Source organism: Methanobrevibacter sp., assembly GCF_015062985.1.
Classification (GTDB): domain Archaea; phylum Methanobacteriota; class Methanobacteria; order Methanobacteriales; family Methanobacteriaceae; genus Methanocatella.
Genome location: NZ_SUTI01000007.1, coordinates 76,288 through 98,908, shown reverse-complemented (window position 1 = coordinate 98,908; position 22,621 = coordinate 76,288). Strand labels below are relative to the sequence as shown.

The window sequence follows — 22,621 nt, the reverse complement described above, 5'->3', positions numbered from 1 at the left end:
GATTTGTTATGGACAAATTAGGAGAAGAAAGAGAAAGAGGAGTAACTATCGATTTAGCTCACCAAAAATTCTCCACCAACAAATACGACTACACTGTTGTAGACTGTCCTGGACACAGAGACTTCGTTAAAAACATGATTACCGGTGCATCCCAAGCTGACGCTGCTGTATTAGTAGTAGATGCTAAAGATGGTGTAATGCCACAAACCAAAGAACACATGTTTTTATCTATGACTTTAGGTATTAAACAAATCATCATTGCAGTCAACAAAATGGATATGGTTGATTACAGTGAAGAAAGATTCAATGAAGTTAAAGAAGAAGTTGGCGTTTTACTCAAATCCATTGGTAGAGATCCTGCTACCGTACCTTTCATCCCTCTTTCCGCATTTGAAGGAGACAACATTAAAGAAAAAAGTGACAACATGCCTTGGTACAAAGGTTCCCCTCTCATGGATGAATTAGACAAATTAACTCCACCTGAAAAACCTGTCGACTTACCATTAAGAATTCCTATTCAAGACGTTTACTCCATTACTGGTGTAGGTACCGTACCTGTAGGAAGAGTTGAAACTGGTATAATGAAAAAAGGTGAAAACGTTATCTTTGAACCTGCTGGAGCTTCCGGAGAAGTTAAATCTATCGAAATGCACCACGAAGTATTCGACGTAGCTGAACCTGGTGACAACATCGGATTCAACGTAAGAGGTGTTGGTAAAAACGATATCAGAAGAGGAGACGTAGCTGGACACACTTCTGACGCACCTACTGTTGCTAAAGAATTTACTGCACAAGTTGTTGTATTACAACACCCTGGTGTAATTACCGTTGGATACACTCCTGTATTCCACTGTCACACTTCCCAAACTGCATGTACTTTCTTAGAATTAACTTCAAAATTAGACCCTGCTACTGGTCAACCTCAAGCTGAAAAACCAGACTTCATCAGAACTGGTGACGCAGCTATCGTACAAATCAAACCTACCAAACCTATGGTTATGGAAGAAGCTAAAAACATTCCTCCTATGGGTAGATTTGCTATCAGAGATATGGGTCAAACTGTTGCTGCTGGTTTATGTCTTAAAGTTACCCCAGCAAAATAAGTTTGTAAACAATAATTAGAAAGTATTTTTTACTTTCTTTTATTTTTGTTTTTTGGAGGAAAATAAATGAATCAAGCAAGAATTAAGCTTACAGGAACAGATCCAGAAAAATTAGCTTATGTATGTGATCAACTCAAAAAAATTGCTGAAAGAACTGGTGTTGATTTATCTGGTCCTATCCCATTACCTACTAAAAAATTAGTAGTGCCTACAAGAAAATCTCCAGATGGAGAAGGTAAAGCTTCTTGGGAAAAATGGGAACTTAGAATTCATAAACGTTTAATCGGTATTGGAGCTGATGAACGTGCTATGAGACAAGTTATGAAAGTAAATGTTCCTGATAATGTAAGTATTGAAATTGAACTTAAAGGTTAAATATTTAGATCCTTTCTAAATATTCCTTTTCATATGCCGAGATAGTCTAGTCTGGTAAGGCGCAGGACTTGAAATCCTGTGAGGTAACCCTCGCCTGGGTTCAAATCCCAGTCTCGGCGTTTATTTTTATATCTATTTTTAAAAAAAGTTTTTTTAATTTGATGTCTAATTCATCCAAATTAGATACTACATCTTTTTTATTTAACTCATCTATTTTTGGTCTTTGTATCATGACTACTGCAATGTCTTTTTTGTTTGCGGCTTCTATTTTTTCGATTACACCGCCAACTTCACCGCTTTCCTTTGTAATCATGACACTTGCATTGTATCTTTCAATCAATTCGATGTTCTCTTCAGTAGTGGCGGCCCCTTTCATTGAGATTATGTGTTCCGGGTTTATTCCAAGGGAATTGCATTTTTCAATTGAACTTTCAACTTTCAAAATCCTTGGATAGAACCTTTCGCTTTCAACATTTTCCAGCACATCAGCCATGGTGTTGGCTCCTGCAAAATGCAGTACATTTCCTTGACTAAACTTTTCTGATATTAATTTTCCTGCTTCAACAAATGAATCTACATAATGAATATGGGAAGTGTCTATGTTTTCAAGGTTTGTGGTAGGTCTCTCAAAGCGGATATATGGAATTTTCAATTCATTTGCTACACTTATGCTGGTTTGTGTTATGTGTGATGCGAAGGGATGTGTAGCGTCAATCAGAATGTCATAATTTCCGTCAGCTATTATTTCAATTATCTCTTCTTTAGGTAGCGGACGAGCTATTGTATCGTCACTTCCGCCTTCACGAGCCAGTCTTGCACCATATTCGGTTGTGGTGGTTGTTAAAATGTATGCATCATAATTCTCTTTAATAAATTCTATGATGTTTATTGAGTCTTTGGTGCCTCCTAAAAGAAAGATTTTCATTTCATCACCTTATCCATTATTCTCTGTGAGACAAGTATTGTTGATGCAACAATTACTATGATAATCCATTCTGTTAATCCGATTGATGTTGTTCTGAATATGATTTGAAGCTGCGGCAAATAGATTATTAGTAATTGGAGTATAAATGAAAGTATGATTCCAATATATAGGTATTTGCTTGATTTTTCGGAGTTTGCCCTACAGTTAAATGCATTAAACAGCTGATAAACCACAAATAATGTGAATGCAACGGTCATTGCTTTTTGGGTTGAAACGCCACTTGTAATCTGCCACCAGAATACGATTACTGTTCCGATTGCCATTACAAGGCCTGCGCCAAATATCTGGAGCAATGTATTTTTCGTTATGATGTCTCCGGTTTCAGGTGGCCTTTCCATTGTGTCCTTTTCAGCTCCTTCGATACCTAATGTCTGTGCGGGAGGTCCGTCCATCACGATGTTGAGCCACAATAGCTGTGCAGGATTAAATGGCAGCGGCAGACTCAAAAGTGAAGTTCCGATTATTGTAAGTATCGCCCCGACATTTGTTGATACCTGGAATTTTACAAATCTTTTGATGTTGTCATAAATTTTACGTCCTTCTTTTATAGCTTTAACGATTGTTGTAAAGTCATTATCCTGTAAAATCATATCTGATGCTTCTTTAGCCACATCAGTTCCATCACCCATTGAAACTCCAATAGATGCTTTTTTAAGGGCAGGAGCATCATTGACTCCATCTCCTGTCATTGCAACAATGTTTCCTAATTTCTTAAGAGTTTCAACAATTCGCATTTTCTGTGCGGGCTTGACTCTTGCATAGACTTGAATGTCTTCTGCAATTGACAGATACTCCTCGTCTGTCAGTTCTTCCAGTTCGTCACCGGTTATCACTCTGCCTGTAGTCAATATTCCGAGGTCTTCTGCAATTGCGCATGCTGTTTTTTGGTGGTCTCCTGTAATCATTTTAACTTCGATTCCTGCTTTGATACAGTCATCGATTGATTTTTTCGCATTCTCTTTTGGAGGATCCATCAGTCCCAGCAATCCGGTAAATATTAAATTTTCTTCAGGATTTTCAGTTTCATTAATCTTATATGCAAATCCGATTACTCTTAGAGCATCGTCACTCATTTCGTCAATTTTTTTCAATATGTTTTCCTTTATTTGAGGAGTAATTATTTTTATACTTCCATCATCATCTATATGATTGCATTTGTCTAAAATTATTTCTGGAGCACCTTTGGTCAAGACAATGTTATTTTCATTATCTAGTCTATGTATAGTAGTCATCATTTTACGATAACTGTCAAGTGCGATTTCATCAACCCTTTCAAGGGAGGCTTCATAATCGTTTGAATATTTTAGGATAGCTCCATCTGTCTGGTCTCCAATTAGTTTACCATTGTTGATGGCTGCATTATTACATAATTTTGAAATTAAGAGTGTTTTATCCTCATTCAGGAAAAAACTATCCACAACAGTCATTTTATTTTCAGTCAGGGTGCCTGTTTTATCACTGCAGATTATTGTACATGAGCCCAATGTTTCCACTGACAATAATTTTTTAACGATGGCATTTGATTTTGCCATTTCGGACATCCCCAATGCGAGTGTTAAAGTCAAAACTGCAGGCAGGCCTTCGGGGATTGCGGCAACTGCAAGTGAAACGGCTGTCATAAAAGTTTCAACAAGTGATGTCCCCTGCAACAGTTCGATAATAAAGATTGCAACACAAACGACAATAGCTATTGCAGACAATATTTTTCCAAGTTTCCCCACTCTGATTTCAAGGGGTGTGGGATCTTCATCTTCCTGGACGATGCTTGCGATTTTCCCGATTTCTGTTTCCATTCCAATTTCACTCACGACTCCCAATGCATGTCCTGAAAGGATATTGGAATCCATATACACCTTATCATTGACTTCTTTTTTTACGGCTTCGGATTCTCCTGTAAGTGAAGATTCATCGCAACTCAAATTTTTCGTTTCAATTAGTATTAAATCTGCAGGTACCTTATTGCCTTCCTCCAAAACCACAATATCTCCGAGAGTTAATGTTTCGGAGTCAACTTCAATGGTAACATTGTTTCTTTTGACTATTGCTTTTTCAACGATTAAATTCTTAAGGCTTTCCACGGCTCTTTGTGATCTGTACTCCTGAATAAAACCCATTATCGTATTCAATAAAACGGCAAGGAGAATTACTCCAGCATCAATTATGTCTCCAACAAAAAATGCGGCAACTGCAGCAATTAACAACAACCCAATTAGGATATCGACGAACTGGGATAAGAATAAAACGATTAATGGTGTTGGTTTTTTTTCATCCAGCTTATTCAGCCCATATTTTTCATGTCTTTTCAGGACTTCTTCGTCGCTGAGCCCATTTATTGATGTATTGAACTTGGATAATATGTCACTCATCAAATCACCTTAAACAGTAAAAACTAGCTTTTTTAAAGTTTTTTAATTTCATTTTTATTTTACCAGTATTTAAATCTTCATTTGTCAATGGCTTAATTATAAGCTGCGAGTCGATTTTCATGGCCAGGTCTACGAGGTATGGCTGAAGTTCACTTGGAGGTCTGATGGAATATATGATGTCTACATCTCTGTAAAGGTCAAGATTGGGCTTGGTAATATCGTCTTTGATGATTGTATCGTCTGCCGGCAAAATGTCAATTTTAATAACGGTTATATTTTCTTTTTCTGATAGGGTTTCGGCAATTTTATCAAATTTTCCAACACCTATTTCCGCTATTTTAACCTCATTGTTCCCAATTTCATTCAGAATATAATCCTTGAAATCTTCCCACATGATTTTTTCCTCTAATTAAATATTAACAATACAAACTATTAAATACATTGTTTTTAATAATTAATGTTAATATGATTATTAGAAAGTTTGTTCCAACTGATTTAAAAAGAGTTTTTGAAATAGAAAACATGTCATTTAACCAATCTTATGGAATAAACATGTTTCAGCAGTTATATGAGATGGGAATAGGTTTTTTGGTGGCTGAAGATGAAGGATATGTTATTGGATATGTGATGTTCTGGGTCAAATATGAAAATCAGGGCCATATCATTTCAATAGCTGTTGATAAAAATTACAGAAGGAAAGGTGCCGGAACTCAGCTTTTAGTAAAGGCCATAGCCATATTGTCATTGTTGAATATTGATACTATTTTTCTTGAAGTAAATGAGAATAATGATGGTGCTGTTGAGTTTTATAAAAATTTTAATTTTAAAATAGACAGAACCGTTCCGGGATACTATGAAAATGGGGATGGCGCCATAATAATGTATCTGCCTTTAAAGAGAGCTAAAGTTGCCCGCTAATATTTGCTGATAATTGGTCAGTATGTCTCCGGAGAGATTTCCTGTTGCATAAAATATCGCAATTAAGAGTATGTAGAATCCGAAAATGGCCAATTGGATATGTCCATGTTTTCTGTATACGGGATCTTTTCTTGTTGAAAGGTATATTGCGATGATTAATCCTAGAATGCCTCCCAAAATTGAAAATACGTACCCGAATACTATAAGCCACATGTTCGGTTGTTTTGTCCTTTCAAATGAGTGGCTATTTAGGTCATTTTTTCTGATAATGACTGGTTTCACATCACTATTTTTGAAAATCAGTGGGGTTCCACACTTTACACAAAAATCGGCTTCATCAGGATTGGAATATCCGCATAATGGGCAGGTATTCTGTTCAGGTTCCATTTTTGGAAATTCATACCCGCACTTTATACAAAAACCATAGACATCATCGCTTGTTGAGCCGCATTGAGGGCATCTTCTTAAAACCATTTTATCACTTAATTATAATTAATAATGCTATGTATAAATAAAGGTTGTCTTAATATTTAAATTATTCATTCCGGCGCTGATGTTTTTAGAAAAATTGTTCGGAAGTTAATAGGAGATAATTATATTAAACTTGGTCAATATATTATTAAAGTAACCACTAATGATTATTTAACAATTATTGATATTTATGATTGAAAAAATAGAAATTACTCAGAGATTTAACTTTAAACGTCTTAACCGCCATTATGAATGTTTTACTATAGATTTCAATAGTAATATGGCGTATTATAAAATTTCTGAACGGGGAAGCGGTGATAAGTTTCTTGAGGAAAGTTCCCTTTGTGATGATTCATGGATAGATATATTGGTCGGTCTCAGGCGTAATATGACCAGTGAAATTCGCACATTCGATAATGAAAAGGCGGACAGGTTTCTTTTTGATTTCAATAAACTGGATTTGTTCGATAATTTTGAATCAGAGAAATTTTTCTATTTTGAAAAATTGGAATTGATCTATTCCTGCAATGTCATCATATACTCCAGCGATAATTATGAGGAGTACAGCTTTAAAAATAATTTTCCACAGGCCTGGGAGAGGTTTGGCGAATTATTAAGGGATTTTTTCGGTTTTGATGTTTTGCATTTGGATTATCAGAAGCATTTAGCAACTCCCCTGTATTATGATATTAAAAAGGATGGAGTTTACTTTAACGGAGTGAAGTTAAAAATCAGGACTATCGAATTCGGCCATTACCAGGCATATCCCTATGACATTCCAAAACCTCGGCTGATAATCAATTTTGATGAGAGGACAATTAACGGATATATTGAAAAGGAATTGTCGCCGGAGGATGAAAATAAAATTTTGGAACTTTTGGGGAACTTCCATGTTTACTCATGGATTTTCGATGAATATCATCTCAAATCCAATACTCGAGACCCTGATGATTTGGAAGGCTATGACTGGTATCTGGAAATAGTTTTTGAAGGTGATGTCATTTGGCATCTGTTTGGTTATAACGAATATCCGGACACATATGTTCATCTGGCTCGTGAAGTGCTTGAAATAACAGACATGGATTTGCTTGAATTGAACACCATTTCCGAAGAGGATATAAAATTATTTAATAAATTTGGAGATAAAATTTTATCTTAATCGCTATTTTTTAATTAATTATTTATATTCCTATTAACATAATTATAAATATTATATTAATTTAATTTTTATAGGGATAATATGTCAGGAGTTTCATCAAAAGAATTATATGAATTTAAAAAAACCTTAAAGGAATTAGCTCAAAAGAGAGGTAGAGGTACTGAGCTTGTTTCCGTATATATTCCACCAACCAAACAATTAAGTGATGTTGGTAAGCACATGAGAGATGAAATGGGTCAGAGTGCTAACATTAAGAGTAAACAGACAAGAAAAAATGTACAGTCTGCTATTGCTGTAATCTTGGAAAGCATAAAATTATACAGGCAACCTCCCGAAAACGGTCTGGTTTTATTTGTGGGTATGATTCCTAAAGGCGGTCCGGGTACCGAGAAAATGGAAAAATATATTATTGAGCCACCGGAACCGGTTACAACCTATTGGTATAAATGTAATAATGAATTCTTCTTAGAGCCTTTGGAATATATGATAGAGGAACGCGACATTTATGGGGTAGCAGTAATTGACAGAAACGAAGCTACATACGCTACATTAAAAGGTAAAAAAGAAACTATTCTTGGCCATATAACAAGCGGTGTTCCTGGAAAGCACAAAGCGGGTGGTCAATCACAAAGAAGGTTCGATCGTGTAATCGAAGATCTCGCTCACCAATTTTTGAAACGTATCGGAGACCATATGAACGAGGCATTCCTGCCAAATAAAGATGATTTGAAAGGAATCATCATTGGAGGACCTGGTTTCACTAAAAAAGACTTCTATGAAGGTGACTATCTTCATTATGAACTTAAAGAGAAAGTCATGTCCATTGTAGATACATCTTACACTGGTGAAGAGGGTATCCGTGAAGTTATAGCAAAATCAGCTGATGATTTGGCAACTCTTGATGTAATGCAAGAGAAAAAACTTGTTCAGAGATTCATTCAGGAATTGAGAAAGGATAAGGGGCTTTACTCATACGGTGAAGATGAGGTTAGAAAAAACTTGATTATGGGTGCTGTTGACACATTGCTCTTATCTGAAGACTTATCAAGCATGCGTAAAACCTTTGTTTGCCCAAGCTGCGGTACACAAAAGGAATTCACTGTCAAAACTCAAGCAGAAGCAGATAAAATTGAGGAAAGATGTCCTAATTGTAATGAACTGATGAAAGAGGAATCTTCCATGGATTTGGCAGAAGAATTCGTTGAAAAAGCTGAAGAAGTAAATACTGATGTCGAGTTTATTTCCACCGAAACTGAAGAAGGAATGCAACTTTTCAGAGCTTTTGGTGGAATAGGTGCGATTTTAAGATATTACGTTGAATATTAAGTATTAGGGGAATTTGGAGATTAATCCAAATTTTTTATAATATTCTCTTTTTTTTATTTTTTTTATGCATGTTTTGGGATTCATTTTAAATGTAATATTTTTTTTACAAAATCTGTTTCATATTCGGAATTTTTCGGTTGGCAAATATTTTCCGACTTTGTACATTAATTAATAATTATCATTAGACATTTTAAATTTTTACCTTAAAAGAAATATCCAGTTAATTATTTTTTTTAATATTTTTTATAATATGTTTAAGATATATTTACAATTTTATGAATAATATTCGATTATTTTATTAAAAATTGAAAAATATTTAAATATTAGAAGATGCATATAATTAAATATATTGTTAAATGTTGCTGAAATTCCAGTGACAAATTTGAAAATTTAATGATATCAAAAAATAAATCTAAATGTAATTTGGAGGAATATTTTTGTCATACGTAGATGAAGTAATTGAAACCATTATTGAACAAAACCCTTCAGAACCAGAATTCCATCAAGCTGTACGCGAAGTAATGGAATCCTTAAGGGTTGTAATTGAAGAAAACGAAGAAGAATACAGAAAAAATGCACTTCTTGAAAGATTGACAAATCCTGAAAGACAATTCAAATTCCGTGTCCCATGGATAGATGACAACGGACAAGTGCAAGTTAACACAGGATACCGTGTACAATTCAACAGTGCAATTGGACCTTACAAAGGTGGATTACGTTTCCACCCTTCTGTAAATTTAGGTATTATCAAATTCTTAGGTTTCGAACAAATTTTCAAAAATTCATTAACCGGCCTTCCAATTGGTGGAGGAAAAGGTGGATCCGACTTTGATCCTAAAGGAAAATCCGATAGGGAAATCATGGCATTCTGTCAAAGTTTCATGACTGAATTATGCAAATACATTGGAGCTGATACTGATGTGCCTGCAGGGGATATCGGTGTAGGCGGTCGCGAAATCGGTTTCTTATTTGGCCAATACAAAAGAATCAGAGGATTATATGAAGGAGTGCTAACCGGTAAAGGATTATCATTCGGTGGTTCCCTTGCAAGAACTGAAGCTACTGGATATGGATTATTATACTTCACTAACGCAATGTTAAAAGCTAATGATATTGATATTGCAGGAAAAACCATTGCAGTATCCGGTGCAGGTAATGTTGCAATTTACGCAATCGAAAAAGCTCAACAATTAGGCGGTAAACCTGTATCCTGTTCCGATTCAACCGGTTGGATTTACGACCCTGAAGGAATCGACGTTGAGTTATTAAAAGAAATCAAAGAAGTAAGAAGAGAAAGATTAACTGCATACGCTGAAGCAAGAGAAAGTGCTGAATACCATGAAGGTAAAGGCGTATGGACTATTAAATGTGATATCGCTCTTCCATGTGCTACCCAAAACGAATTACAATTAGAAGATGCAAAAACCTTAGTTGAAAATGGTGTAATTGCTGTGGCTGAAGGAGCAAACATGCCAACAACCATTGAAGCTACTGAATACTTACAAGAAAATGGAGTTTTATTCTCACCGGGTAAAGCATCCAATGCAGGTGGTGTAGCTACTTCTGCTTTAGAAATGTCACAAAACTCACAAAGATTATCATGGACCTTTGAAGAAGTAGACAACAGACTTCAAACAATCATGGAAGACATCTTTGCAAATGTTGCAGCTGCTGCTGAAGAATATGGTTTAGATAAAAACTATGTTGCAGGAGCAAACATTGCTGGATTCAAAAAAGTAGTTGACGCTATGAACGCACAAGGAATCGTATAGAGTTCCTTGTTTTTCTTTTCTTTTTTTATTTTCATGTCCTGAATTAATATTCGGATAATTTATTTAAAATGAACAACAATTTATTATTGGTAGATATTATGGCTAATTTCGAGTCAATTGAAGAAGCAAGAGAATTTTTTTACAAGGATAAATTTGCAGTAAACACTGGAGTAACATTGGATAGCTTAACAGAGGATGAAGCTATCTGCAGTCTGGAATTAACTGATGAACACAGGAACGCTTATGGAGGCGTGATGGGTGGTGTGATATTCACATTAGCCGATTTTGCTTTCGCAGTTTTGTCTAATCAAATTCACCAGTTAACTGTTGCTCAGCAAGTGAGCATTAATTATTTGTCCGCTCCAAAAGGGGATAAATTAATAGCTGAGGCATATTGCCGTAAAAATGGGAAAACTTCTTCCATAGTTATTGTAAATGTTTCAGATGATATCGGTCGTGATGTTGCTCAGTTTGTGGGAACCGGTTTCAAATTATAATTATTATCATCTTTTCATTGAAACCATTTAATTTATATTATATGACTTCAAAATATTAAATTGACTTATAAAACAAAGTCGTGAAAAATTTTGATTTCAGGGTTGTTTCAATGACTCTGAAATTTTTTATATATACTTATTTTTAGCAAAATCAACTTATTGATTAATTATGTTGATGGTGAGGTTGTTTTAGGTAAAAAATTATTTTTTAATAATAAAATCTGTTTTTACGCTTGTTTTTAATGAGTAGCTTATCAATAAAATCTAATTTTTCAGAAACAGTTAAATTTTTTAATATTTCATCAATCTTTTGGAATGATAATGTCTCATTGCTTGCGTATTCATATTGGAATATGTTGCTTTTGTATGTTGCATAATTGAGTGTGTCATCAGCGGTGCATGACCCTACGAAGTCTTTGGTGAAAAAGACATTTTCACGGACTATTTGAATTGGATTTCCCTGAGCGAGGATATTTGAATGAATCACTGCATTTGGAGGCAAGTAACTGTTCACGCCTATTATTGAACCTGAGCCTATTTGACTACCTTTAGAAACATAGGAACGGTTATCAATCCAAACATGGTCACCGATAAGGATACTGTCTGAAAAATTAACTCTCTGTTTTGTTTCGAAATCATAAATAGGATATGAATCACATGTTCTAATGCTGACTCCACTTCCAATGATGGAATCGTCACCGATGATTACGTTTTGATGTTCTTCAACATGAATCTCAGTGGATCCGATTTTATTGTTTTTTCCAATAAACAATGCAGAATTATTTCTGATTATTATATTGAAACGGTAGGTAACTTGAGAGTATGATAAATAAACGATTGAATTACTACCATTAAATGAAATATTTGCATTTGTTAGTTTTATGTCTCCTTCACAAACCAAGATATTGTTTGTTCCGGCAAACTGTATTCTTGTATTTATTAATTCGGGTTCGCCAATTAAACGATTATTTTCTAATTTACTAATGTCTTCTGAATTCCTAACTAATTCCATAAAATCCTATCCCTTTAGTTATTTAATATATAATCCAATAAATCTTGAAGTATAATTGTATTTATTTTAGTTTTTTTATATTATTTAAACTATCGTGTGTTTTTAAGGTAGTATTCTCGTTTTGTACCAAAATATGAAATTCTAAATTTAAATTATTCGGAAAACTTAGATATTTAAAGTGATTTTTTCTTTAGTTGATTCATTTCAGCAAGTTATTTTTAAGTTCATTGCTTTCAGTTTCTTCTTTGTTGTATAGATATGTTTTAACAAATTCCCTGATAATATCTACGGATTTTTGAACAGGAAGGGGACCATGTGTTGAATCCTTAATTTCTCTATAAAAGTGAATTATCAAATCATTGTTGAAGTAAGGAAGTTTTTTAATATCATTGATGAAAGGAATACAATGGTTATAAAGGTCATCATCTGATTCAACATTTACGTAATAAGTGATGGGCGGTACATATTTTTCTTTTCTGAATAACTTGACCATGTCTAGCCTATGGCCTATCTTATTGATAATTTGGTTTTTTGTTAAGCCCGGAAATTCCTTATATAATATTCTGAAAAGATGGTCGATGTGGAATTCATGATAATTCATAACATTCATTTGGGAATTATTAACCAAAACCTTAGATCCTTTTATTAGAGCTCCAAGCCCAATTGAAGTAAATCCTCCTCCAGAACTGCTGTAAAATAAGATATTATTGGTATAAATGTTTTGATTCTTACAGATTTTTTTGATTATCTCTGAAAGAGTTTCGAGATACCATTGGTTTTTGTCTCCAACTAGCCATCCTAGGGTAATTCGTTCATCATAAAAGAAAATCGGGTCTGCATATGCAATAAATGATTCATCGAAATATTTGAACCATGACCATCGATGAATAAATGGAGGTTTTTTATATTTGCCGTCTGAGGTCTTCACGGTTCTTCCATGAGCTCCGGGTCCGCAGCAAATTAAATTTTTATTATTGGAGGATAATCTAATAACAAGACAATACTTAATGCCTTTATAGTTAACTTCCAGTCCAAAAGGTTCATCTAATGGAAAATTATAATTTTCCACATCATCATAATCTAATTCGATAACTTTATCAACTAAGTTTTTCATATTTTTCCCATTTTTTTTAATTTCATTATTCATAACGTCATTTTACAGATTCGTTAAGTTTAAATCTGAATGAATTGCAAATTATCCATTTAATTAATTCATTCTTAATAATTATAATTTGTATTTCATTATTTATAATCAATACGGGTTGTTGTTGTATCAAATTTAGTTTTTACATTATGATTTCATCATTTTTTAATTATTAAAAAAGATTATGCCATATTCTGAAATTATACTAAATATTTAAATAATTTATTTTAGAGAAGTATATGTATAATATAAATTTTTATTAAAAAATATAAAATGTGGGCTTTTATGAAAGTAGGTAGTAAAGGCAATTTTTTTCTTTTGGAAGAGATAGTTAAGAAAAATTTTGCATCAAAATATAAAGATTCCGTACTTGGAATTTTGTGGAGTGTTTTAAAACCATTATTAATAATGATTTTATTAACAATCATTTTCTCTACAATATTTGGACGTAGAATTGAGAATTATCCTGTTTATTTCTTAGCAGGTAAATGTTTATTTGATTTTTTCACTGCAGGAACAAATATGTGTATGAATGCTATTAAGGGCAATCAGAATATTTTGGTAAAAACTGCAGCTCCAAAAAGTGTTTTTGTTTTGGGAAGTGTTATTTCAGAATTTTTAAATTTCATAATTACATTAATCATTCTTGCTGTAGTTATGGTTGCTACTAGAGCACCGTTCCACTTTAATACAATACCTTTTTCAATCATACCTATAATTTCATTAATAATGATGATAACTGGTATAGGGCTCGTATTATCAATTTTATGTGTTTATTACACTGATATTAAACATTTATGGGGTGTAGTAACCATGATGCTGATGTATGCATCTGCGTTATTTTATCCAATGGAAATTATTCCAGAACCATATCATCAATATATGATTCTTAACCCTACATTCTGGGTTATAGATCAATTTAGACATTTTGCAATTTGGGGAACAATTCCGGATGTATTGAATATCATTAATTCATTATTGCTTTCCTCAATATTTTTAGTATTCGGTATTATTATCTTTAAAAAATATCAATACAAAGTAGCAATGAAGTTTTAGAGGGGATTTAAATGAGTCAGGATAAAAAAATAACCTTTGGAAAATCATTAAATAGCGATTCCATTAATGAAAATAATGCACCTCAAAATGAAAATTCTAATGAGGGTCAAAGACAAAGAATAATAAGGAAATTAATGGAAAAATATGATATTTCTCAAGAAGAAGCTGAAGCAGTATTGCAACGCATAGAAAATAAAGGCCAGACTCCTTCTGAGAAATCAAATGCACAACCTGCTAAAAAAGATAATCAAGTAATTAATAAGGTTGTTGATGAAAAGGATTCTATGGGCAATGTCAATCCGGCTAAAAAGTCTGTAAAAGATAATAATCAAGTCAGTGATAATGTTAAATCTAAAGAAAAGTCTGAAAACACTTCTAAACCAACTAAAAAACCTATGAAAAAGTCTAATTTACAAAAATTAGACACTCATGATGATGCTGATGTAATCATTCCGCAACATGTTTTGGATAGGGAAAAACAAGAAAATCAAGAAAAATCTGCTGTTTCTGATTCAAGAAAAATAAGTGATATTATTCCTGAAATTTCAGAGGGCTATGACAAATCAGGCCCTGATGAGGAAGTTTCTTTGAAGGATAAGTTTATGGAAGATAATGCATCTGAAGTGAATTCCTTGAAAAAGGAAGATGATGTTGAAAACAAAGGTAAATTCAGTTCTTTAAAGAAAATTGTTTCTAATGTTGGTTCCAAACCTAAGCCTTTGAAGAAGGATGCTGATGTTCCGGTATCTGAACCTAAGCCTTTGAAGAATGTTGAGGAAGTTGATGGTAAAGATGATGCAGAAAATTCTTCAGACGAAAATAAATCCTTGGAGAAGGCGGATGTAGTTGGAGACACTTCCACTGTTGATTCTTTAGTTTCAGATATTGTTCCAGGATATCAATCCGATGTTTCTATTGAAGTAGAACATGTTGATTTAAGCTTTGATGTTGCTACTGATAGAATTGATACTCTTAAAGAATCTGTTATTCGTACAATTAAAAGAACAAAACATAAAAAAATCAAATTCCAAGCATTAAAAGATATTTCTTTTAAAATTTACCAGGGTGAAAAAGTAGGTATTATAGGATATAATGGTGCAGGTAAATCCACTTTATTAAAAGTCATTACTGGTATTTATCCTCCAGATGAAGGTAAAGTCGTAACTCGTGGTAATATTTCACCATTGCTTTCATTAGGTGCTGGTTTTGACCGTAATTACTCCGGTCGAAAAAATATTTATCTTAATGGGGCCGTTCTGGGTTATAGTAAGAAATTCTTACAAGAAAAAGAAGATGAAATCATTGAATTTTCAGAATTGGGTGAGTTCATCGATTTCCCAATCAGGAATTACTCTTCAGGTATGATTGCAAAACTTGGTTTTTCAATCGCAACCATGGTAAATCCGGACATTTTGATAATCGATGAAATTTTATCTGTTGGTGATGTGAATTTTAAAAGAAAAAGTAGTGATAAAATCAAATCTTTAATGGATGGTAAAACTACAGTGGTTCTTGTTTCACATTCTATTCCTCAAATAAGATCCTTATGTGATAGGGCTATTTGGATAGACAAAGGAGAAATCAGGGAGATTGGGGATGTGAATGATGTATGTAACCATTATCTAAAAGATTCTGAAAAAGCAAGCAAAGAGCAATTAAGAAATATTCAATTTAGATAATTCATTAATTGAATATTTTTTTATTTTTTTTTAAATCATACTTTAATAGAAGAAAATTTGCTTTTAATTTTTTTCAATTTTTATTATTATTTTTGGTGTTATTTAGGAATTTTTATTATTCTTCTTTCGTATTCGATTAATTTTCAAGGTTTTTATTTAAATTCAGTTCATTTTTCTTTATTGTTGCTATAACAACATTATACATATTTATTTATATTATGTTAATTATAATAAATTTATATGAACAATGAGGACTCTTTTATTTTTTCAATAGTGATTGCAATTTATAATACGGAAGATTATTTAAAGGAAGCTATTGATTCTATTATTAATCAGACTTTAGATTTTAAAGAGAATACTCAATTGATACTTGTTAATGATGGGAGTTTGGATAATTCTTTGGATATTGCATTAGATTATCAAAAGAAATTTCCCGACAATATTGTTCTGTTATCTCAAGAAAATCAAGGTCAAGCAAGTGCCCGTAATAATGGTCTAGATTATGTTAAGGGAAAGTATGTAAATTTCTTAGACAGTGATGACCGATTATCCGAAACTACCTTGGAAGAAGTAAATAATCTTTTCTCAGCTAATTTTGATGCAATTGATGTGGTTGCTATTAAAATTATGGAGTTTGAAAGAAGCAATAAGCCTCACCCATTAAATTTTAGGTTTGACTCTGATCGTATTATAGATTTGGAAAAAGAACCAAAGAATCCTCAATTATCTGTTTCAAGTGCATTCATTAAAAAATCTGCAATCGGAGAGCAAAAATTCAAAACAAATCTTGTAAGTTCTGAAGATTCTAATTTTATGAATAGGATATTATTAAATAAAAAAGCATATGGTGTATTAAAAGAGCCTACTTATTATTATAGGAAACGTATGGATAGTTCTTCATCTGTTGATACTAATTTAACTAAAAAAGGATATTTTACAGATAGGTTAAAGTATCATTTTATGGATTTAATAGAATATTCTTTAGACAAAGAAGGCAGAATTCCTAAATTTTTGGAATATACCTTGGCATATAACATACAATGGATGGTCACCCGGGAGTTCCCTCCGTTTGATACTGAAGAAGAAGCTAATGAATTCAGGTATTATTTTAGTAAAGTTTTAAAATATTTGTCTATTGACTCCTTAACTTCTAAAAAATTGATTAAAAGCAGTCCTCTTAGGAATTATCTGATTTCAAAGCACAATGATGACATACATATGGATTTTGATTTAAAAAAGAATGATGCATATATCCGAAGTAAAAAAAGACAGTTCGATAGATTGGGCAATCACCAGTTATGGATAGATATTGTTGAACTGAAGGACAATCATCTTAATATATCAGGTTCCTTAAATTCATTTTTCCATCCGAAATATATTGCAATTAAAGCAGTTAGGAAAGATAGGGATAATAATACTTTTATTTATGGTTCAAAAACAGTTGAGTATACTGCCAGAAAAAACCTTACTTATTTCTCCGAGACAATGCAATATAAAAATAATTTTGACCTTTCTATTCCATTGGATGAAGGAATAGATTATCAAATCGGAATTAAAGTAATGTTTTATAAAAATGGGGACATTAATGATTTTAAAAAAGGAAATGTATTGTCCCATTTCTTAAACATAGGTTTTAGAAGGCATTCGGCAATTTCAAAATATTGCAATTATTTTGTAAAAGATTCCAGAATTGTTTCATTTAGAGATAATAAATTTTATGTTAAAAATTATAAGTATTCTGATGTAGTTCATCATGAAAGGGAGACCTTGAAGACAATTAAGGAGGCGAAACTGCCTAATTTCAGGAGTATCGCATTTATCAGGTGGTTGGCGATATTTTTATATCCTCTATTCAAATATCAGACTAAAGGTAAAAAAACTTACTTATTCATGGATCGCGTTGATAAGGCAGATGACAATGCAGAACATTTATATAGGTATGCACTCAATCAAAAGGATGATATTAATAAGTATTATGCAATTTCTTCTGATTGTAATGATTATTCCCGTTTAAATAAGGAATTAAAGCATGTTGTCAAGTTTGCTTCATTAAAACATAAATTATTATTCTTATATGCGGATAAAGTTATTTCATCAAATCCTGAAGATGGTGTTGTAAACCCATTTGATGTTTCTGGTGAGATATTGCCGTTTTCTAATTCCATTAAAGTTCCAAAATATTATATTAGGCATGGTGTTACTCAGGGGAACATGTCTAATTGGTTAAGGAAATATGATAAGAATTTATCTTTATTATTGACTTCTTCAACAATTGAAAGAAACTCATTCCTGGATTCAGGTTACGGTTATAATGAAGATAGGATTGAAGTATTGGGTCTTCCAAGATTCGATAATTTGAGAAATGATAATGTAAAAAAACAGATTCTCATCATTCCGACTTGGAGGAACTATTTGGCAGGCAATAAAGATAGATTTTTAGAATCTGACTATTTCAGATGTTTAAATGACTTATTAAATGATGATGATTTCGTCAATATGGCTGAAAAGCAAGGTTATGAAATTGTATTTAAGCCACACCCTAATTTGGAAAAGGTAATTGGGGATACTGATGAGCGTTTTATTGATTTATTTGATATTCATGATAAAATAACTGTTTCTCGTGAAGGAGACTATCAAAAGCTATTTAGAGAATCCGCTATTATGATAACAGATTTTTCATCAGTATTTTTCGATTTCGGATATTTGAAGAAACCTATTGTATATTATCAACCTAATGATGACCATTCATTCAGCGGAGGATATTTTGATTATGAAACCATGGGATTTGGTGAGGTTACTAAAAACTTATTAGATTTGAAGTCTAAAATTAAATATTATATTGAATCAGATTGTAAAATTGAAAAAATGTATGAGGATAGAATAAATAACTTCTTCGACAATATTGATCAGAATAATTGTGAAAGAGTTTATACTTGGATTAACAATCATTAATATTATTAAAGAATAATTATTTTATTGGGGTTTTATATGTTCAGTGATTTATTAAATAAAGACAAGAAAATTGCAGTTGTTGGATTAGGCTATGTTGGACTACCATTGGCCAAATTACTATCTACTAAATTCGACGTTATCGGTTTTGATATTAGCGAATTTAAGATAGAAAGTTATAAAAATGGAATTGATATAATTGAAGGAGATTCACTGGATGAATATGATATTCATTTCACTAGTGATGAAAAAGAGTTGTCTAATGCCAATTTCATAATTGTCACAGTTCCAACACCGATTACTGATGATAATGTGCCGGATTTAAGTTTCATTGAATCATCTACTGAGACAGTTGCCAGAAACATGCCAAAAGATTCCATTGTTGTTTATGAATCAACAGTTTATCCTGGCGTCACTGAAGATATCTGTATTCCAATTCTTGAAGAAGGTTCTGGATATAAATGCGGTGAAGATTTCAAAGTAGGATATTCCCCTGAAAGAGTAAACCCTGGTAAAAATAATAAAAGAATAGAGGAAATCACTAAAATCGTATCTGGAATGGATGACGAATCACTGGATATTATTGCTAATGTATATGATTCTGTTTTAAATAATGGAATATTTAAAGCCAAATCAATTAAGATTGCTGAAGCTGCTAAAATCACTGAAAACATTCAAAGAGATGTGAATATTGCTTTAGTCAATGAACTTTCAAAAATTTATAATACAATGGGCATCAATATTAATGATGTGATAGAAGCTGCAGGAACCAAATGGAATTTCGTTAAATACCAGCCGGGTCTTGTAGGCGGACATTGTATTGGAATTGATCCTTATTATTTAATTTATCAATCAGACAAGTTGGATTGCGATGCTAATTTGATGAAAACAAGCAGGCAAGTCAATGAATCCATGATTGATTATGTTCATGATAATATTGTAAACACATTGGCCCAAAATGATGTTGACATTAATGATGCGGATATTTTGGTATGCGGTGTTACTTTTAAAGAAAACTGTAATGACATTCGTAATAGTAAAATAATCGAAATTATTCAAAAATTAAAAGATAGTGGAGCTAATATAGTTTTGAATGATCCAAATGCAATCCCTGAGGAATTAGAAAGGATACATAATTTGAATTTATCTGAAAAGTATGATACTAATTTTGATGCAATTGTCATTGGTGTAGCTCACTCAGAATATGAAAATTTAACTGTTGATGATTTGGAGAACATATCAAAAGATAAAATAGTTTTATTTGATTTAAAAGAAACTGTTCGCGAAGAGTTTGAAAATAAAGATGATGTCATATATTGGTCTTTATAATTTTTTTTATTCAGAGAGGGGGTTTGAATGAGAGTAGAAATTCTGAATAAATCACTAAATATTAGAAGTCCATTTGTATATAGGTTAAGAACAAATGCAACTAGTTTTAAAATTTTTTATGAACTTGAATATGTGAGAAAAGGCACATTTCCTCATATAGGTGTTACTGCAAGAGAAGGTCTTTTAGTAATGTTTAAAAGGCCTAAAGATAAGTCTTGGATGGTTGTAAATGCATATTCCCGTAAGTCTCCAGTAACAGTCAATATGAAACTTGTAGTTAATGAGGGGGAGGAATATGACTTATTGATTTATGGCCCTATGCTGGCAACGTTTTCAGAATTATATCTGGATATCCCTGAAGGTTGTCCTATTGTAAGCATTGAAGAAAATGAAATTGATAGGATCTTAATTGCTGGTGGAAATAATAGTTTCGGTGTTGGATGTACAACAACAAGCATGTTATTTTCAAACATAATAGGTAGAAAAACTAATTCCATTATAAATAATTTCTCTATAAATAAAAATAATTTCCTTAAAGAGTACCATGCAATGTATATTGGGGGAAATAGAAAAGTGCCGATGCATGACTTCTGTATTTTAGAACTTGATTCATATCCTCAGTCTGAAGAAGACCTTGAAAAATATCTGAAGGATGTTGTTGATTTATTTAAGTCACGTTGTAAAAAATTAATCTGTTGGTTTGCTTTGCCCCCTGAAAATGAATCAAAAAAATATCTGATTAAGGAATTATTGAAGGATTATGAAGATGAAATCATAATTGAAGACATATCCTGCATTTTTAGCAAGGAATACGCAGATATGTGTGTTTATAGTAATAGATTTATTAATGACACAGCGAATGTGATGATTTATAAAAAATTAAGTAAATGGTTGGATTAGTATGGAATATCTAACATCAGTTCATGATAAATTAGAAAAAATTAATGAGGACTCTATTGAGTATATTGACCTTTTCGAACATCCGGAATATATTTATGGAACTATTAACTTTGCTTCCTCAATAACAGACTTTTCAAAATTTCCTAAGAAATCTCAGATGGAAATGGAAGAATTCGGGGGATCTGCGGTTAAGGAGATGGGTGATTTCCATAATGGTGCTTCCGGAACAAGATTGCGTTTTAAAACCAATTCAAAATGGATTATTTTCAAAGTCCAATTGCGCAGAAAATGGGGATATAAAAAATTAGTTAACTGGAATGCAATGGGTTTTGATATTTATGAAGTAAGCGATGATGGGGAATACACTCATGTCGGTGTCTTCGGGCCAAAAGATGGTGAAAATATATTTGCAGAAAGAATTAAAGTTCCAAAAAGTGGCCAAATCTGTATTTTTTTACCTAATTATAATACAATTCAAGAATTTTTATTAGGTCTGGAAAAAGGTTCCTCCTTAGAAACCTTTGATTATCCTGTCGAAAAAAGGTTGCCTGTTTTATTTTATGGAAACTCTGTAACTCAAGGTGCTGCAGCTTCCAGAAGTTCAAATGCATTTCCTAATGTTGTTAGTAAGAAATTAAATAGGGATATAATTAATTTATCCGTCTCTTCAGGTTGTAGGGGAAATGAGAATATTGCCGACACTATTGGTAAAATCAATTGTCATAGTATTATTATTGATTATACTAGAAATGCAGGGGCTTTAAGTGAATTTAGAAAGATGTATGAACCATTTTATAAAAGAATTCGCATGTATCATCCGGACAAGACAATCGTGCTCATGACTTCAACATCATACAATAAGAAGAACTTTTACAAAAGATTGGATCAGCATGTTATTGAAGTCTATGAAAAAGCTGTGGAACGTGGTGAAAATACCAAATTGCTACATCAAACAGATTTATTTGATGAAGAAGACTATGATCTCGTATCTGTAGATGAGTCTCATTATATTGATTGGGCCATGTTTAAAATTGCAGATAAAATTTGCGAACTAATTGATTGATTACAAATTTTTTTAACAGGATTGGTACAATAAAATTAAATATAATTATTAATATATTCTATATTAGGTGCATAAGATGTCAAAAAAATATTTATTGTTAATTGTTTTATGTGTTATAGCAGTGGCTGGGGCATTGATTTATACACAGATGCCTGCTCACGATTTAAAAGTCGGTTCTAGTGTAGTGGAAATACCTAAAGGTTACACTATCTTACAGCAATCTGAGCATGGTGGAGTATTTGTTAATGGACAAAACAAGATAACTGTTTACGAAAATGAGAACTCTACTCAGGATTCTATAAAGGATTATGCTAAAAAACATAAAAAAGATTTATTGAAGAATAGTACAGAAAAAATAGCGGGTGTTACTGTATACAAGTTTGTATTAAAGGATAATTCAACTAATCAGACTAAAATTACCCATTTATTCTTTGATAAACATTCTACACCATATCATATCTTTTTCAGAGGAGAATATGATGCCAAGGCTATGAATTCAATAATTAATTCATTATAA

19 protein-coding genes, 1 tRNA gene and 1 pseudogene are annotated in these 22,621 nt (G+C 32.4%); 15 read left to right on the top strand and 6 right to left on the bottom strand.

Translation table 11 applies throughout. From position 1 onward, the window contains the following. The 3 genes from tuf to E7Z77_RS04845 all read left to right on the top strand — a co-directional run. Positions 1-1,103 (top strand): translation elongation factor EF-1 subunit alpha (gene tuf / locus E7Z77_RS04855; protein ID WP_292750839.1); only part of this gene is annotated, 1,103 nt, incomplete at its 5' end. A 66-nt stretch (positions 1,104-1,169) separates the two neighbouring features. Next, entirely contained in the window at positions 1,170-1,478 is a 309-nt protein-coding gene (gene rpsJ / locus E7Z77_RS04850; RefSeq protein ID WP_042691424.1) for a 30S ribosomal protein S10, read from the top strand. Positions 1,479-1,513: 35 nt separating this feature from the next. After that, positions 1,514-1,597 (top strand) — tRNA-Ser (locus E7Z77_RS04845). Here E7Z77_RS04845 and cobK read toward each other — a convergent pair. Genes cobK through E7Z77_RS04830 form a run of 3 tightly spaced genes read right to left on the bottom strand, consistent with a single transcriptional unit; the run spans position 1,579 to position 5,223 of the window. Next, positions 1,579-2,403, bottom strand: a complete 825-nt coding sequence (gene cobK, locus E7Z77_RS04840; protein ID WP_292750837.1) for a precorrin-6A reductase — start codon at positions 2,401-2,403, stop codon at positions 1,579-1,581. The two genes, E7Z77_RS04845 and cobK, sit on opposite strands and share 19 nt — an antisense overlap. Next, positions 2,400-4,829, bottom strand: a complete 2,430-nt coding sequence (locus E7Z77_RS04835) for a calcium-translocating P-type ATPase, PMCA-type (protein WP_292750835.1) — start codon at positions 4,827-4,829, stop codon at positions 2,400-2,402. The genes cobK and E7Z77_RS04835 overlap by 4 nt, the downstream gene beginning before the upstream one ends. A gap of 4 nt (positions 4,830-4,833) precedes the next feature. Next, on the bottom strand, positions 4,834-5,223 hold the full coding sequence (locus tag E7Z77_RS04830; protein ID WP_292750834.1) for a UPF0146 family protein: 390 nt from the start codon (positions 5,221-5,223) through the stop codon (positions 4,834-4,836). Positions 5,224-5,294: 71 nt separating this feature from the next. Between E7Z77_RS04830 and rimI the strand changes: the two genes are divergently transcribed. Further along, entirely contained in the window at positions 5,295-5,747 is a 453-nt protein-coding gene (gene rimI, locus E7Z77_RS04825) for a ribosomal protein S18-alanine N-acetyltransferase (protein WP_292750833.1), read from the top strand. Here the strand turns inward: rimI and E7Z77_RS04820 are convergent. Further along, complete coding sequence (locus E7Z77_RS04820) at positions 5,721-6,221, bottom strand: zinc ribbon domain-containing protein (RefSeq protein WP_292750832.1); 501 nt, start codon at positions 6,219-6,221, stop codon at positions 5,721-5,723. The two genes, rimI and E7Z77_RS04820, sit on opposite strands and share 27 nt — an antisense overlap. A gap of 277 nt (positions 6,222-6,498) precedes the next feature. Between E7Z77_RS04820 and E7Z77_RS04815 the strand changes: the two genes are divergently transcribed. From E7Z77_RS04815 to E7Z77_RS04800, 4 genes are all read left to right on the top strand, one after another. Beyond that, positions 6,499-7,377 carry a hypothetical protein gene (locus E7Z77_RS04815; RefSeq protein ID WP_292750831.1) on the top strand — a complete coding sequence of 293 codons (879 nt, stop codon included), beginning with the start codon at positions 6,499-6,501 and terminating at the stop codon, positions 7,375-7,377. Between the two features lie 81 nt (positions 7,378-7,458). Beyond that, positions 7,459-8,703 carry a peptide chain release factor aRF-1 gene (prf1, locus tag E7Z77_RS04810; protein WP_292750829.1) on the top strand — a complete coding sequence of 415 codons (1,245 nt, stop codon included), beginning with the start codon at positions 7,459-7,461 and terminating at the stop codon, positions 8,701-8,703. A 437-nt stretch (positions 8,704-9,140) separates the two neighbouring features. Further along, the gene (gdhA, locus tag E7Z77_RS04805; protein ID WP_292750827.1) at positions 9,141-10,475 is read left to right on the top strand and encodes an NADP-specific glutamate dehydrogenase; all 1,335 of its coding nucleotides are present in this window, start codon (positions 9,141-9,143) and stop codon (positions 10,473-10,475) included. A gap of 98 nt (positions 10,476-10,573) precedes the next feature. Further along, positions 10,574-10,972, top strand: coding sequence for a PaaI family thioesterase (locus E7Z77_RS04800; RefSeq protein ID WP_292750825.1), 399 nt, complete (start codon positions 10,574-10,576; stop codon positions 10,970-10,972). 208 nt (positions 10,973-11,180) lie between these two features. Here the strand turns inward: E7Z77_RS04800 and E7Z77_RS04795 are convergent, their stop codons facing one another. Then, the gene (locus E7Z77_RS04795) at positions 11,181-11,984 is read right to left on the bottom strand and encodes an acetyltransferase (protein WP_292750823.1); all 804 of its coding nucleotides are present in this window, start codon (positions 11,982-11,984) and stop codon (positions 11,181-11,183) included. 199 nt (positions 11,985-12,183) lie between these two features. Further along, positions 12,184-13,098, bottom strand: coding sequence for a hypothetical protein (locus tag E7Z77_RS04790; protein ID WP_292750821.1), 915 nt, complete (start codon positions 13,096-13,098; stop codon positions 12,184-12,186). Positions 13,099-13,413: 315 nt separating this feature from the next. Between E7Z77_RS04790 and E7Z77_RS04785 the strand changes: the two genes are divergently transcribed. From E7Z77_RS04785 to E7Z77_RS04755, 7 genes and pseudogenes are all read left to right on the top strand, one after another. After that, complete coding sequence (locus tag E7Z77_RS04785; RefSeq protein WP_292750819.1) at positions 13,414-14,184, top strand: ABC transporter permease; 771 nt, start codon at positions 13,414-13,416, stop codon at positions 14,182-14,184. 863 nt (positions 14,185-15,047) lie between these two features. After that, positions 15,048-15,863, top strand: a pseudogene (locus E7Z77_RS09800) (ABC transporter ATP-binding protein); the annotation flags it as partial. Between the two features lie 240 nt (positions 15,864-16,103). Continuing rightward, complete coding sequence (locus E7Z77_RS04775; RefSeq protein ID WP_292750815.1) at positions 16,104-18,815, top strand: CDP-glycerol glycerophosphotransferase family protein; 2,712 nt, start codon at positions 16,104-16,106, stop codon at positions 18,813-18,815. 36 nt (positions 18,816-18,851) lie between these two features. Next, complete coding sequence (locus E7Z77_RS04770) at positions 18,852-20,141, top strand: nucleotide sugar dehydrogenase (RefSeq protein WP_292750813.1); 1,290 nt, start codon at positions 18,852-18,854, stop codon at positions 20,139-20,141. Positions 20,142-20,168: 27 nt separating this feature from the next. Further along, positions 20,169-21,041, top strand: a complete 873-nt coding sequence (locus E7Z77_RS04765; protein ID WP_292750811.1) for a hypothetical protein — start codon at positions 20,169-20,171, stop codon at positions 21,039-21,041. Position 21,042: 1 nt separating this feature from the next. Then, the gene (locus E7Z77_RS04760; protein WP_292750809.1) at positions 21,043-22,104 is read left to right on the top strand and encodes an SGNH/GDSL hydrolase family protein; all 1,062 of its coding nucleotides are present in this window, start codon (positions 21,043-21,045) and stop codon (positions 22,102-22,104) included. 76 nt (positions 22,105-22,180) lie between these two features. Further along, positions 22,181-22,621 carry a hypothetical protein gene (locus E7Z77_RS04755; protein ID WP_292750808.1) on the top strand — a complete coding sequence of 147 codons (441 nt, stop codon included), beginning with the start codon at positions 22,181-22,183 and terminating at the stop codon, positions 22,619-22,621.

Coding starts and splice junctions, on each gene's coding strand:
- rpsJ (WP_042691424.1), top strand. CDS start 1,170: ATGAATCAAGCAAGAATTAAGCTTACAGGAACAGATCCAGAAAAATTA.
- cobK (WP_292750837.1), bottom strand. CDS start 2,403: ATGAAAATCTTTCTTTTAGGAGGCACCAAAGACTCAATAAACATCATA.
- E7Z77_RS04835 (WP_292750835.1), bottom strand. CDS start 4,829: ATGAGTGACATATTATCCAAGTTCAATACATCAATAAATGGGCTCAGC.
- E7Z77_RS04830 (WP_292750834.1), bottom strand. CDS start 5,223: ATGTGGGAAGATTTCAAGGATTATATTCTGAATGAAATTGGGAACAAT.
- rimI (WP_292750833.1), top strand. CDS start 5,295: ATGATTATTAGAAAGTTTGTTCCAACTGATTTAAAAAGAGTTTTTGAA.
- E7Z77_RS04820 (WP_292750832.1), bottom strand. CDS start 6,221: ATGGTTTTAAGAAGATGCCCTCAATGCGGCTCAACAAGCGATGATGTC.
- E7Z77_RS04815 (WP_292750831.1), top strand. CDS start 6,499: ATGGCGTATTATAAAATTTCTGAACGGGGAAGCGGTGATAAGTTTCTT.
- prf1 (WP_292750829.1), top strand. CDS start 7,459: ATGTCAGGAGTTTCATCAAAAGAATTATATGAATTTAAAAAAACCTTA.
- E7Z77_RS04800 (WP_292750825.1), top strand. CDS start 10,574: ATGGCTAATTTCGAGTCAATTGAAGAAGCAAGAGAATTTTTTTACAAG.
- E7Z77_RS04795 (WP_292750823.1), bottom strand. CDS start 11,984: ATGGAATTAGTTAGGAATTCAGAAGACATTAGTAAATTAGAAAATAAT.
- E7Z77_RS04790 (WP_292750821.1), bottom strand. CDS start 13,098: ATGAAAAACTTAGTTGATAAAGTTATCGAATTAGATTATGATGATGTG.
- E7Z77_RS04785 (WP_292750819.1), top strand. CDS start 13,414: ATGAAAGTAGGTAGTAAAGGCAATTTTTTTCTTTTGGAAGAGATAGTT.
- E7Z77_RS04775 (WP_292750815.1), top strand. CDS start 16,104: ATGAACAATGAGGACTCTTTTATTTTTTCAATAGTGATTGCAATTTAT.
- E7Z77_RS04770 (WP_292750813.1), top strand. CDS start 18,852: ATGTTCAGTGATTTATTAAATAAAGACAAGAAAATTGCAGTTGTTGGA.
- E7Z77_RS04765 (WP_292750811.1), top strand. CDS start 20,169: ATGAGAGTAGAAATTCTGAATAAATCACTAAATATTAGAAGTCCATTT.
- E7Z77_RS04760 (WP_292750809.1), top strand. CDS start 21,043: ATGGAATATCTAACATCAGTTCATGATAAATTAGAAAAAATTAATGAG.
- E7Z77_RS04755 (WP_292750808.1), top strand. CDS start 22,181: ATGTCAAAAAAATATTTATTGTTAATTGTTTTATGTGTTATAGCAGTG.